At 74.0% G+C, this 12719-nt stretch carries 13 protein-coding genes; 6 read left to right on the plus strand and 7 right to left on the minus strand.

Annotation, left to right across the window (positions count from 1 at the left end; all coding sequences use genetic code 11):
• Positions 1–13: 13 nt before the first annotated feature.
• The gene (locus tag ACFVVA_RS09495; protein WP_387687457.1) at positions 14–433 is read left to right on the plus strand and encodes a RidA family protein; all 420 of its coding nucleotides are present in this window, start codon (positions 14–16) and stop codon (positions 431–433) included.
• A gap of 344 nt (positions 434–777) precedes the next feature.
• On the opposite strand, the gene ACFVVA_RS09500 is transcribed toward ACFVVA_RS09495, so the two are convergent.
• Positions 778–1689, minus strand: a complete 912-nt coding sequence (locus ACFVVA_RS09500) for a LysR family transcriptional regulator ArgP (RefSeq protein ID WP_387687460.1) — start codon at positions 1687–1689, stop codon at positions 778–780.
• Between the two features lie 67 nt (positions 1690–1756).
• Here ACFVVA_RS09500 and ACFVVA_RS09505 point away from each other — a divergent pair, with 67 nt between their 5' ends.
• Positions 1757–2368, plus strand: coding sequence for a LysE/ArgO family amino acid transporter (locus ACFVVA_RS09505; protein WP_359907273.1), 612 nt, complete (start codon positions 1757–1759; stop codon positions 2366–2368).
• 563 nt (positions 2369–2931) lie between these two features.
• On the opposite strand, the gene ACFVVA_RS09510 is transcribed toward ACFVVA_RS09505, so the two are convergent.
• Complete coding sequence (locus tag ACFVVA_RS09510; RefSeq protein WP_387687464.1) at positions 2932–3513, minus strand: tetratricopeptide repeat protein; 582 nt, start codon at positions 3511–3513, stop codon at positions 2932–2934.
• Positions 3514–4036: 523 nt separating this feature from the next.
• Complete coding sequence (locus ACFVVA_RS09515; RefSeq protein WP_387687466.1) at positions 4037–4864, minus strand: nucleotidyltransferase domain-containing protein; 828 nt, start codon at positions 4862–4864, stop codon at positions 4037–4039.
• 121 nt (positions 4865–4985) lie between these two features.
• Between ACFVVA_RS09515 and ACFVVA_RS09520 the strand changes: the two genes are divergently transcribed.
• Positions 4986–5420 carry a DUF4259 domain-containing protein gene (locus ACFVVA_RS09520; RefSeq protein ID WP_387687469.1) on the plus strand — a complete coding sequence of 145 codons (435 nt, stop codon included), beginning with the start codon at positions 4986–4988 and terminating at the stop codon, positions 5418–5420.
• A 22-nt stretch (positions 5421–5442) separates the two neighbouring features.
• On the opposite strand, the gene ACFVVA_RS09525 is transcribed toward ACFVVA_RS09520, so the two are convergent.
• Positions 5443–6693, minus strand: a complete 1251-nt coding sequence (locus ACFVVA_RS09525; protein WP_387687471.1) for an MFS transporter — start codon at positions 6691–6693, stop codon at positions 5443–5445.
• A gap of 135 nt (positions 6694–6828) precedes the next feature.
• On the opposite strand from ACFVVA_RS09525, the gene ACFVVA_RS09530 reads away from it, so the two are divergent.
• Both ACFVVA_RS09530 and ACFVVA_RS09535 read left to right on the plus strand, forming a co-directional pair.
• Positions 6829–7272 (plus strand): winged helix-turn-helix transcriptional regulator, encoded by a 444-nt coding sequence (locus ACFVVA_RS09530; RefSeq protein WP_387687474.1) that lies wholly within the window; start codon positions 6829–6831, stop codon positions 7270–7272.
• 355 nt (positions 7273–7627) lie between these two features.
• Positions 7628–8968, plus strand: coding sequence for a streptophobe family protein (locus ACFVVA_RS09535; protein WP_387687477.1), 1341 nt, complete (start codon positions 7628–7630; stop codon positions 8966–8968).
• Between the two features lie 111 nt (positions 8969–9079).
• On the opposite strand, the gene ACFVVA_RS09540 is transcribed toward ACFVVA_RS09535, so the two are convergent.
• Together ACFVVA_RS09540 and ACFVVA_RS09545 are read right to left on the minus strand one after the other, a co-directional pair.
• A complete protein-coding gene (locus ACFVVA_RS09540) occupies positions 9080–9586 on the minus strand; it encodes a hypothetical protein (protein ID WP_387687480.1) in 507 nt (168 codons plus the stop codon).
• Between the two features lie 75 nt (positions 9587–9661).
• Positions 9662–10036, minus strand: coding sequence for a DUF1304 domain-containing protein (locus tag ACFVVA_RS09545; protein ID WP_387687483.1), 375 nt, complete (start codon positions 10034–10036; stop codon positions 9662–9664).
• Between the two features lie 438 nt (positions 10037–10474).
• On the opposite strand from ACFVVA_RS09545, the gene ACFVVA_RS09550 reads away from it, so the two are divergent.
• Complete coding sequence (locus ACFVVA_RS09550) at positions 10475–11824, plus strand: acyltransferase (RefSeq protein ID WP_387687485.1); 1350 nt, start codon at positions 10475–10477, stop codon at positions 11822–11824.
• 34 nt (positions 11825–11858) lie between these two features.
• Here ACFVVA_RS09550 and ACFVVA_RS09555 read toward each other — a convergent pair whose 3' ends face one another.
• Entirely contained in the window at positions 11859–12647 is a 789-nt protein-coding gene (locus ACFVVA_RS09555) for a DUF3050 domain-containing protein (protein ID WP_387687488.1), read from the minus strand.
• Positions 12648–12719 lie beyond the last annotated feature (72 nt).

Raw genomic sequence — 12719 nt, forward strand, 5'->3', positions numbered from 1 at the left:
GGGGAGGAACCCCATGACCGACACCCGCACCATCACCAACCCGCCCGGCCTGCACGACCCGACGCCGTTCGGCTACAGCCACGCCGCCTCCGCGCCCGGCGAACCGGTGTTCATCGGCGGCCAGTACGCCTCCGACGCCACCGGCCAGGTCGTGCCCGGCGACTTCGCCGCCCAGGTGGAGCTCGCCCTCGCCAACCTGCGCACCGCGCTCGCCGGGGTCGGCCTCGGCTTCGAGCACGTCGTCCGGCTCGGCTCGTACATCGTCGACCACGACCCGGAGAAGCTGGCCGTCCTCGGCAAGGCCCTGGCCGGGGCCTGGGGCGACCGGCTGCCCGCGCAGACGCTCAGCGGGGTCGCCTCGCTCGCCCTGCCGGGGATGCTCTTCGAGATCGACGCGGTCGCTGTCCGGCCGACGGCGGGGGCAGCGGGCTGACCCACCCGCGCGCAGGGGTCCCACCGGCCGGTGGGACCCCTCGCCGTACCGCCGCCGTTCGAGCCGGCGCGGACCGCTCGCACGGCGCGGGTCGCCGCGCACAGTCGTCGCTCCACGGTGTCGGGGCCGTCGCCGAGGAACAGCACCCGCAGGAACGGGCCCTCGTCGGTGGCGGCCGTGTCGAGGATCTGGAGCAGGGCCGTCAGCCCGCGGACCGGCTCGTCGACGAGCACGGCCTCGGCCCCGCCCACCAGGATCGGCTGCCCGGCCGGGTCCGGGCGCCGGGGCGGGTGGCGGGCGTCGGTGAAGCATCCCTCGAAGGCGTCCCGGTTGTGCCCGCCCACCTAGCGCAGGGCGCGCTCCGCTTCCGCCGCCACCGCCGCGGCGACAGCTGCCAGTGCGGGCGAGTCGAGGCGCCACTGCTGCCAGTAGAGCGGAAGCTCGACGGTGCGGCCCGGAAGGAACTGGACCAGCGCGCCTCCGTGCAGCCGGGGCTCGGCCTGACCGTGCGGGACCAGGCCCCAGCCGAGGCCGGCGGCCACGGCATCGGCGAAGCCCTCACTGGACGGGACGTAGTGCCGCCGTCGGCTGGCTCCCCGACCACCCGTCAGTTCGCGGGCGAAAATGTCCTGCAGCTCGTCACGGCGGTCAAAGCAGACCACCGGGGCGTCCGGAAGCAGCAGGGCCGCGTCGCCGTCGAGCCAGCGGGCGGCGAACTGTGGCGTGGCCACCGGGAGGTAGACCATCGCGCCGAGCCGCCGCACCGAGCAGCCGGCCACCGGCTGCGGTGAGGAGGTGACCGCCGCCATCACCTCGCCCGCGCGCAGCAGGGTGGTCGTGTGCGCCTCGTCCTCGCGGCGCAGGTCGACGTGGATCCGAGCGTCCTGCGCGAGGGAGGTCAGCGCGGGCACGAACCAGGTCGCCAGCGAGTCCGCGTTGACCGCGATCGGAAGCCAGGAGGGGCCCGACGGCCCGGCACCTTCTTCGCCCCCGGGCATCCCGAGCGCCTCGCGCGCGTCCCCCTCCAGGCGGGCGAGCTGACGGGCGTAGCGCACCACGACCTGCCCGGACTCGGTCGGCCTCACCGGCCGGGAACGGGTCAGCAGTACCCGCCCGGTGCGCTGTTCCAGCGCCTTGATCCGCTGGCTCACCGCCGAAGGCGTCACGTGCAGGGCCGCCGCCGCGGCGTCGAAGGTGCCCTCGTCGACCACCGAGAGCAGGGTCCGGACCAGGTCGTGGGGCAGCTCAGCCTTCATGGCTGCTAAGGATACGTAAAAATCTTTAGCTGGTCTTGTGTCGCGCCGCCTGCCTACCGTTGCGGCCATGGGAAGCACGCTCACCGCCACCGCCGCCGGCTTCGGGGCCGGCCTGTCACTCATCGTCGCGATCGGGGCGCAGAACGCCTTCGTCCTACGCCAGGGCGTCCGCCGGGAAGCCGTCGTGCCGGTGGTCGCGATCTGCGCGGCCTCCGACGCGGCACTCATCGCCTGCGGCGTGGGCGGGCTCGGCGCACTGATCACGGCATGGCCGACGGCACTGACGGCGGTGCGCGCGATCGGCGCGGCCTTCCTCCTCTGCTACGCCGTGATCGCCGCGCGCCGCGTCTTCCGAGCCTCCAGCCTGGAAGGCGGCGGACCAACGGTCCACTCCGGCCGCCGCGCGGTACTCAGCTGCCTCGCGATGACCTGGCTCAACCCCCACGTCTACCTCGACACGGTGCTCCTGCTCGGCGCCATCGCGGCCACCCACGGCACGCTGCGCTGGCAGTTCGCGCTCGGCGCCGCGCTGGCCAGCCTGTGCTGGTTCGCCGCACTGGGGTTCGGCGCCCGCCTGCTCACCGGATTCTTCCGCCGCCCCTCGTCCTGGCGCGTCCTGGACGCCCTGGTCGCAACGACGATGCTGTTCACCGGCCTGTCCCTGGCCGCGGGCGCCTGACCAGTTCGAATCCGGAGCCCTGCGCGTGCGGGGCGATGTACCCGGTTCTGACCAGTTGCCGAAGCAGCCGGTCGGAGTCGCAGGCGTGGCGCTGGGCAATGTCGGGGAGCGCGGCGATGACCAGCCTTTTGATCACGACCTGGCGGTCCTCTTCGGTGGCGGCCCACATCACGACTCCCACACGTCGGGGTCCGCGCCGTAGCTCACGAGGTGTCTGCTCTCTCAATCGGAGATCCGGTGCATGTCAGCGCGGCCCTGCCCCCGAAAGGCTTCCGGCGCTCCGGCGCTGTGCGGGGGCCGGCGGAAGGTTCGTGAGGGAGCGCGGAGTCCGATCACGCGCGGAAGCCGAAGCTGACGAGCGTGACGTTTCCTCCTCGGCCTCCTGCCCCATGGCGGCGATCAGGTCGGCGGGGAACGACTGGTCACGCAGGCGGCGCGGGTGCACGCGCTGGTGTGCGGCGAGCCCGTGCGCAGCGTGCCGGAGGGTCGGGCGGTCCTCTGCCCGTCGCTCCGGGGTCCGGGCCGTGGTGCGGGACTGGAGCCATGCGGTCCACCGGCCGCTTTCAACGGCGCGGATCCGCGCCGTCTGCCGCCGAGGCGTCGGCCCGGCCGGCCAGCAGTTCCACCCTGTCGAGTGCGGCCTGCGTGGACTCGATCAGCTCGCGGTCCCCCTTGGTGATCCGCAGCCGCATGGCTTCTTGCAGATGCCTCCGGGCGTCCGCGAGGTCGCCGCGCTCCATCAGGTGCTTGCCGGTGTGCTGGAGCGCGAAGTCCAGGAGTTCCGGGTGCCGGCTTCGTGCGCTGGTCAGCGCGCTGCGGTAGAGCGCGTCCGCGGTCTGCACGTCGCCGGCGTAGCGGTGCGCGTCGGCGAGGTTGAGTGCGGTGGCGACGACGGCCCGGGTGTTGCCCATCACTGCGGCAAGGTCGAGCGACTGCCGGAGGCTCGTCCGGGCTTCCTCGTGGTCGCCCAGGCACATCCGGCCGATGCCGATCCACCTGGTCAGGAGGCGGACACGAGCGGGGTCGGTCTCCTCGGGCAGGGCCCGCAGTTCCTCGTGGAGCCGGCCGACCGCGCTGGTCAGCTCGTCGCGGTCGGTGGGGACCATCCGCAGGTCGGCGTCGTGGGTGATGAGGTGATCCAGCATTGGCCCTCCGTCGTTCGGTTCTGCGCGTCTTGGCTACAGCTGGTCGGTCTGATGGTGCACAGGCCGGCCAGCAACTCCACGCCGTGGGGGGAGAAGTGCTCACGCAGGAGTTCGAGTTCGCGCATGAGGCGGCACACGGCGGGCAGGCCCTCGTCGTAGGCGCTTCGGACGCTCGCGCGCACGTCGGGCGATCAGCGGTGCGACCGGGTGTGGCACCCCCCGACGAAGGGCCAGTGCCTCAGCGCCACCGAGGCCGGGAAGGCAGCGCTGAACGAGTTGCTCGACACCTGGGCGTAGCCGTCGAGCGGGCCTGCCGGGAGCCTAGGCCCTCTCTTTCGGATCACGCCAGGCGGTCGCCGCCGGAGCACGCACCTCGCCGGCTTGTCGTCGGTCGCCGATGCTCCGCATGGACTCCCTCCTCCGCACCGCCGATGCACGCACTCCAACGACGCCCACCGGTCCGACGTGATCCGAAAGAGAGGGCCTAGGGGCAGGCGACAGGCCCGGTTGAGTTCCGGCGCCGTCAGGGGCGGGGCGCCTTCACGCCGTGGACGGCGGCGTACTCGGCGGCGAGCCACGGGCCCAGGTCGTCGACGAGCACGGTGAGGGCGGCCCGGTCGGCGGTGGTGGCGGCGGTGCGGGCGACGGTGACGGCCAGGCGCGCCTGGGCGGCCCGCTCGGGGTAGTAGCCGGCGAAGACCTCGGCGGAGGCGGCGAGGTCGCTGGTCCAGCCGCCCCAGCGGGGCATGACCAGGGTGAGGCAGGTGCGGACCAGATGGCGGGAGACGGCGCGGGCGAGGCGGCGCAGTTCGGCCTCGGGGTCGGCGGCGGTGTCGGCGGCGGCCAGGCGTTCGCGCCAGCGCGGCAGGAACAGGGCGAGGTCGCCGTTGGTCTCCCGGGCGAGCAGCGGGGTGGGGCGGTAGCGGGGGAGCCGGGCGGCGAGGTCCTCGCCGAGCAGCGGGGTGCAGAGGCAGGCGACGAACCAGCCGAGGTCGTGGCGTTCGAGCTCGCTCAGCAGGGTGTCCGTGCCGGCGAGCACCACGCCGACCCCGTTCACCTGCGCGAACTCGCCGTCGAGCGCGGCTTCGAGGGCGTCCGCCCCGGCCCGGTCCGCGGCGGTGGGCTCGTGGTGCAGGGCGAGCAGCAGGTCGAGGTCGGAGACGCCGGGGGTCGCGGTGCCGCGCGGGACGCTGCCGTAGAGGTAGGCGCTGTGCAGCCGGTCGGGGCCGAAGGCCGCGGCGATCCGCTCGCGGGCGGCGGAGACCACCGGCGCGAACGCGGGCGGCACGCGGTCCAGCGAGCCCTCCCGTGCGATGCAGCCGTCCCGGTCCAGTCCCTGAGTGGTGGTCATGGGGGTACCCTGCCCCACTCCCACCCGTGGTGACCAGCGATTATTCGGCGGCCCGGCGGATTGTCAGTGGGGCGTGCAAGCATGCGACGCACACGAACACGAGAGGCGTGAGGGGATCAGCATGGGCACCTGGGACATCGGGCACTTCGACAACGACTCGGCGGCGGATTTCGGCGGCGGTCTGGATGACGCGGCGCCGGGCGAGCGCGAGGCGCTGCTCCGGTCCGCGCTGCTGTGCGCCGTCGGGGCGGAGGAGTTCCTGGATTCCGACGAGGCGGTGGAGGCGGTCGCCGCCGCCGCGCTGGTGGCGGCGCAGTGCCCGGGCGGGGCGGCGGTGACCACGGCCTACGGGCCGAAGGAGCCGATACCGCCGCTCGCCGCCGAGCTGCGCCCGCTCGCGGTGGCGGCGCTCGACCGGGCGGTGGCGGAGGAGTCGGAGCTCGCGGAGCTGTGGGACGAGACGGAGAGCGGTCCGGCCTGGCGCGAGGGCATCCGGGAGCTGCGGGCGGTCCTGGCCGCGGCGTCGTCGGAGGACGCGCCGGTGGCCGGGAGCTGAGCGGGCCCGGGGCGATCGGCCGTCACGTGCGGGCCGCCGTCCACCAGTAGCCGAGCGCGGCGAGGCTGGTGGCGGCGCCGAGCAGGCAGACGGCCGTCCAGCCGCCGTGGTCGTAGACGACGGTGGACAGGATCGCGCCCGCGCCGCACCCGGCGGAGTAGAGCAGCATGTAGCCGGCGGTCAGGCGGCTCCGCGCCTCGGGGCGGAGCTGGTAGAGCAGGTGCTGGTTGGCGACGTGGAGGGACTGCAGGCCGTAGTCGATCACCACCATGGCGAGCACCAGCCACCAGACCGAGTGCGGCAGCAGTGCGGCCGGGAGCCAGCCGACCAGCATGGCCACCAGGCCGATTCCGGCGGTGCGTTCGGCCCGGCCGCGGTCGGCCTGACGGCCGGCGTACCCGGCTCCGAGTGCTCCGGCGGCGCCGGCGAGGCCGAAGAGCCCGATCTGGGTGTGGCTGAGGTTGAACGGCGGTGCGGCGAGCGGGAGCACCATCGGGGTGAGCAGCACGGTGACGGAGGTGAAGCCGAGCAGGGCGAGGACGGCCCGGGTGCGGAGCACGCGCTCCTGGGCGAAGAGCGCGAACACCGAGCCGACCAGGCGCGGGTAGCCGATCCGCTCGGCCGTGCGGTGCCGTTCGGAGGGGACGGCGGCCGCGACGGCGAGGGCCATGGCGGCGGTCGCGACGGCGGAGACGAGGTAGACGGCCCGCCAGCCGGCCAGGTCGCCGATGGTTCCGGCGACGGTTCGGGCGAGCAGGATGCCGATCACGATGCCGCTGGTCACGGTGCCGACCACCCGGCCCTGGTCGGCCGGGGCGGCGAGTTGGGCGGAGTGGGCGACGACCACCTGGGCGACGACCGCGAGGACGCCGACGGCGGCCATCGCGGCGAGCAGCAGCGGAGCGGAGGGGGCGAGTGCGACGGCGAGGAGGGCGAGGACGGACAGGCCGAGCTGGGAGGTGATCAGGGTGCGGCGGTTGACGAGGTCGCCGAGCGGAACGAGCAGCAGCAGGCCCAGGGCGTAGCCCGTCTGGGTGAGGGTGCCGACCAGGCCGATGGTCGCCGGGTCGATGCCGTAGTCCCGGGCGATCAGGTCGAGCAGTGGCTGCGAGTAGTAGACGTTGGCCACGGCGAGGCCGCAGGCGACGGAGAGCAGCCAGGCGACGGCGGGTGACAGGCCGCGCGACGGGGCTCCGCCGGGGATGCCTGGCGTGTCGGCCGTGGCAGCCGTGTCGGCCGGGGTGGAGGCGGTTGTGCGGGCGGGCGAGGTCATGGGCGGGGCTCCCTCGGACGGCACGGTGGTTTCAAAGTGCTACCGCGACACCATGGCATAGCCTGGTTTTAATAAGCAACCACGTCCTGGTCGGTAGGCTGGGCGTCGACCGGTGAGGGCTGAGAGGTGGGAGAAGTGCCGAAACGCACCACGCACGAGGAATCGGCCTGTCCGGTCGCTCGTCCGCTCGACGTCGTCGGCGACGGCTGGACGCTGCTGATCGTCCGTGACGCCTTCGACGGGCTGAGCCGCTTCGGGCAGTTCCAGCGGAACCTCGGCCTGGCCAAGAACATCCTGTCGACCCGCCTGGCCAACCTGGTCGCCAACGGCGTGTTCGACCTCGCGCCGGCCGCCGACGGCAGCCCGTACCAGGAGTACGTGCTCACGGAAAAGGGCCGCGCGCTGTTCCCGGTGATCACGGCGCTGCGCCAGTGGGGCGACCAGTGGTTCTTCGAGCAGGGCGAGCCCCGGGCGCGACTGGTGGACCGTGATTCCGGCGCGCCCGTCGCGCCGGTCGAGGTGCACGCGGCGGACGGCCGGGTGCTGGGCCCCGAGGACACGAGGGTGCTGCTGCCCTGACGTGCGCCGCCACCGGACGGGCGGCGGCCGGGGGAGGGGGCGGGCGGGCACCGGGTCGGCTCGCCGTTTCGCGGGCGGCCGGGCCGGGCGCGTTCGGCTCGGCGGGCCCTGTCGTTGGCCTCCGGCCGCTCCCGCTGCCCCGTTCGCCGCTCCCGCTGTCCCGTGCGCCACGCCCGCCGCCCCGTCCGTCGCAACAGCAGGTGTGCGGAGCGTCGCCGAGCGTGCCCACCGGTCGTCGGTCACCCTGGAAACCTCACCGGGCGTCGGCCGGGCGCCGGCCGGGAGTTCGATCGGGCCGATCGAGCCCAGGCCCGCCCCGGGCCCCGGAGCGGCCCGCGAGCGACGAGGAGGCGACATGCAGCAGCCCACCACCCGGGTCGCGGGCCCGCCCGGCGCCGTACGCGGCTGGCTGGAGGCGCTCGCCGTAGTGCTGGCCGGACTCGCCGCGATGGCCGCGGTGGCCGCGCTCGGCCTCTGGCTGGCCGGCGCCGACGACCTCCCGGACGGCGGCTTCCCCGCCGTGCTGGCCGCGACGCTCGCGCTCGCGGTCGGGGGAACCGTCCGACTCGACGGCGGCGCGGGAGACTTCGCGGCCGTCGGGGCCGGGATCAGCGCGATGCCGCTGAGTGTTTCGGTGGCCGGAGCGGTCGCGATGGCCGAGGTGTTCCTGCGCGGGCTGCGCTTCCGTGCGGTCGCGAGCGGCGGTGAACTGCTCGGGCGGATCGGCCGGACGGCGCTGCTCTGGGCGCTCGCCCTGGTGCTGCTGACCCTCGGCGCCCGGCACAGCTTCGTCGTCCCGCTCGGCGGTGACCTGGCGGAGTCGATCGGCGGAGCGCTCGGGCTGACCCCGGAGGTCGGCTTCCACGCGGACGGCCCGACCACCGTCGGCATCGGGCTGGCCTGGCTGCTGCTGGTGCTCGCGCTCACCTTCGCGGTGTCCCGGCGGGCCCCGCTGCCGCCCGCGCTGGTGCGCCACCAACTCGCCGTCCGCCCGGCCGCCTCGGCGCTCTGGCTGGTCCTGCTGGCGTACCTGGCGATCGGTGCGGTGGCCGGGGTGCTGACCGCGATCGTGCACGGCGACGCCCGGCAGACCCTGGCCGTGGTGCTGCTCGCGCTGCCGAACCTGGCCTGGCCGGCCTTCGGTCTGGGGCTCGGGGCCGAGTGGCACGGTCGGCTGGTCGGCACGCTCGGCCTGCCCGTCCCCAAGGCGCTCAGCGCCGTGCTGCGCGCCCCCGAAGGCGGGCAGGCGACCGTCGACCTCGGCACCCTCGCCGAGCAGGGTGCCGCCAGCTGGTGGCTGCTGCCGCTGGCCGCCGTCCTGCTGCTCGCGGCCGCCTTCCTGGCGGCCCGCCGTGCGCCGCGCACCGTCCGGCTCCGACAGCACGCCGTCCGGTTCGCGCTCGCCACCGCCGTCACCATGCTGCTGGTGGGTCTGTGGAGCCGGGTGGACGCCGCCTACGGGCTCTCCGTGCTCGGCGTCGGCCTCGGCCAGGGTGGTCTGGGCGACCTGCTGGGCGCCGTGCTCGGCGCCGACAACCCGCTGGCCGCGTTGGGTGGCGGCAGCCTCACCCTGCGCCCGGTGCTGTGGACGGCGGTGCCGCTCGCGGCGGGCTGGGGTCTGCTGACCGGTGCGCTCGGCGCCCTGCTCGCCACCAGGGTGCGACACCGCGGCGAGCTGCCGGCGGATCCGCGGTGAGAGGCGCCGGGCGAGGAGCGCGGAAGCGAGGGACGGCGATCTCGGCGGCGAGGGGGCGCAGGGTGAGGTGAGGAGGCGCGGGGTGAGGGGTGAGGGGCTGCGCGGACCGGCTCAGAACAGCCGGTGGCCCTGCACCCACATGGTCTTCCGCCCGTCGGTCCGGATCAGCCGCAGCTTCTTGATGCCGTCGTGCACGCTCGCGCTGAACAGCAGCGAGGGGCCGACGATCACGCCCGCGGCGGCCAGGGCGAAGAGCATGCCGATGTTGTCGACCGCCTGGTCGTCGCCCTCCTCGACGGTTTGGCCGCCCAGCTGGATCAGCAGGGGGACGGTGACCAGCAGCGAGAGCACCAGCAGCCAGCCCAGCGCCTGGTGGACCCGCCGCTTGACCCGCGCCCTGGTGGCGGTCTCCACCCGGACGGAGAAGGAGCGCCGGCAGCGCGGGCAGATGACGCCGATCTCCCGGCCGCCGCCGGTGGGCCGGGGCGAGCCGCCCTCCGGCAGGTGGGCGATGCTCCAGTTGACCCTCGTCACGGCGGACTGGTGCTCGACGCTCACCCGGCAGCCGAGGCTGACGACGTACCGGTCGCTGATCGGGATCCTGACCACTGCTGCCACCCCCAGCCTCCGCGACCGTCGCGGGGTAGGCGGATCGTAGCCCTTCCGGAGGGCCTCGAAACCACTGATGAGGCGTCAGAAAGCCTCGGCCAGAAGGATGATGGCCGCCGGGACGGCCTGACCGAGTGCGCCGCGCCACAGCTTCGGTTCCGAGGCGAACAGGGTGATCCCGCCCGCGACCATGAACGCGGCGACGTAGAGCACCACCGGTCGCCCGGCCCCCGGGTGCCCGGCGTGCAGCAGGACCAGTCCGGCGACCAGGCCGAGTGCCAGGAACAGGTTGTAGAAGCCCACGTTGACGCGCCAGAGTCGGACCTCCGGGGCGTCCGCCGTGCTGCCGGTCAGTACGCGGCGCACCCGTGGGTGCCCGTACAGGAAGCTCTCCAGCGGCCACACGATCAGGTGGATCGCCGCGGCGACCACGGCGAAGACCTGGCTCACGGCGTTCATGGCGGGCGGCTCCCTCCTGGCGGGGCGGCGGAGGCGGGTGGGCGGTGACGGTGGCTGGACGGTGACGCCGGGCAGCCGGAATGGCCGGAGCGGCCGGATCGGCCCGGACGGGCGGCCGCGGCACCGTGGGCGGGCCGTTGCTCGCGCAGCGCCGGCGGCGGGTCGTCGAGGTGGGCCCGGGCCGGTCCGATCGGGGGCGATCCGGTGCCGGTGACCCGTGCGAGGGGCGGTGCGGCGGGTGCGCCGGGGCGCTTTCCCATGGTGCGCATTCTATCGCCGGTGCGGTCGCCGCGGCGGTCGAAGAGCCGTTCCGGAGTGCGGGATTGGACTGGACCACTGCCTCCGCGCACCACTATCGTTCGGCGTGCCCGCGGATCGCGCGCCGCCGGAACGCATCGCGCGTCGCCGGAAGTCGTCGAGTGCTTCGGAACGGAACCCATGAGCATCTGGCCCCAGTTGCGAAGATCCAGGACCGTCCGGGCCGGGCAGGCCACCGGCCGGGTGCTGCGCTGCGGCCTGATGGACACCATGCTCGCCGACCTCGCCGTCTCGGTCGCGCTCTGCTTCGAGCACCCGCTGGACGACGACCGGCTCGCCGCCGGGCTGGCCCGTGCGCTGGAGCGGGTGCCGGTCTTCGCCGGACGCCTGCGCACCGTCGAGGGCGTCCTGGAGGCGGTCTGCGACGACACCGGCGTGCCGTTCGAGGTCTACACCGTGGAGGGCACGCTCGCCGAGGCGATGGGCCGGGTGACGGCGCCCGGCTCCGAACTGGTCGCCCCGCTGGACGCCCGCGCCGCGCGGGACGGCGGCGTCCCGGTGCTCACCGTACGGGTGACCCGCACGGCCGACGGCGGCACGGTGCTCGGCTGCTCCTGGCACCACGCGATCGGCGACCTGCACAGCTTCATGCTGCTGCTGCGGGCCTGGTCCGCGGCGGTCGAGGGGGAGCCGCTGCCCGAGGCCGAACTCGTCGACGATCAGGACGAGTTGCTGGCCGAGGTGCTCCCCGCCGAGGACTGCGGCCGGCCCGGATTCCGGCTGCCCTCGACGGAGGAGGCGGAGCTGCTGGCCCGCGAGGTGGCGGCCGGGCCGCGCGCCAACCGGCTCGTCCAGATCGCCTTCACCGATGCCGAACTGGCCCGGATGTGCGAGGAGTTCGGTGCGGCGGCCGGGCGCCGGCTCTCCTCCGGGGACGTGCTCTGCGCCCACCTGCTGAGCACCCTGCGGGAGCTGGACGGGGACGAGGCCGAACGGATGCTGACGGTGCCGGTCAACGTGCGCCGCTGGCTGGGTCTGTCGCCCGCGCTGATGGGCAACCTGCTGAGCGAGGTCCATCTGCCGCACCGTCCCGAGGACGGGCCTGCGGTGCTGGCGGGCGCGCTGCGCACGGCGCTGGAGGAGTTCCCCGCCGCGCACCTCAACCTCCGCGCCAACCTGTGGTTCCTGGCGACCCTCGGCCGCGCGCGGCTGCGCGACTGCGTGCCGCTGGGCTTCGACCCGGCGGCACGCCGGTTCAGCTTCTCCAACTGGAGCGGCTTCGGCGCCTATGCGGTGGGCTTCCAGGGGAGGCGCCCGGTGCTCTTCAGTCCGGCCGCCAACTATCCGATTCCCTGGGTCTGCTGGACGGTGGAGGGGTTCTGCGGCGAGGGCCGGCTGGCCACCGTGGTGCTGCCGGCCCGGCTCGCCGCCCGGGTACGCGGGGCGGAGGGCCGGGCGGCGTTGCACCGCTACCGGCGGGCGGAGGATCGGCCGCCCGCGTCGGCGGCCGTCCTGCCCAAGGTGATCTAGGTGACCCAGGTGATCCGGGGTCTGTCCTGAAGGACTACTGGAAGGACTGCTCGATCGCCGTCCACAGGCCGAGCCGGGCGCGCAGCGCGGTGCGGACCGTCTCGGCGCAGGAGTCCCACTTGTCCTGGTCGTCGCCGCACAGGTCGATCAGCATCTGCATCGCCATCGGGGTGTGCTGCTCGCCGTCGACCTCGATGTGACGGGCCAGGTAGTCCTTGAAGACGGTGAGCGCGCCCTCGGGGTCGTCGATCCGGATGACCTGGGCGAACATGTCCGGGATCAGGTCCTCGCGGCCGAAGGCGAAGGCGGCGGCCCGGCAGTGCACCGGAGCGTTCTCCACGATCGACCAGGTGGTGGAGGTGAAGTCGAGGGCGGCCTGCGGAACTTCGGCCTTCTTCAGGGCCTCCGGAACGGTGCTGCCGGTGCCCAGCAGGGCCAGGAACTCCTCGATCGGGCGCGGGTCGGCACCGGCCAGCCGCATGCCCTCCACGTACAGCTCGAAGTGGCTGGTGTAGCCCTCGCCGAGCTCGTCGCTCTCCTCGACCAGGACGATCTCGTTGATCAGCCGGCGGCTGGCGGTCGGCCCGTTCGGGACCCACGGCACGTCCACACAGGTGAGGTCGCGCTGGAGGCTCTTGAGCAGCGACATGAAGTCCCAGACGGCGAAGACGTGGCTGCCGAGGAAGGTGCGGACGCGCTCGATGCCGGTGAGCGAGCGGTACACCGTGTGCTCGACGACCTCGCGGCGCAGCGGGTCGATGGCCTGCTGAAGGCTGCTCAGGCCGGGGTGCGAACGGTCCCAGTGGTAGCGGTTCGTGGACAATGCGACTCCTTGGTGGGCTCGTTGGGCAGTCAACGGGTCTACGGGGGTCTTGCGCGATCATCGTACGGTTTC

The organism is Kitasatospora sp. NPDC058048 (assembly GCF_042885555.1).
GTDB classification, from domain to species: Bacteria; Actinomycetota; Actinomycetes; order Streptomycetales; family Streptomycetaceae; genus Kitasatospora; species Kitasatospora lactacystinica.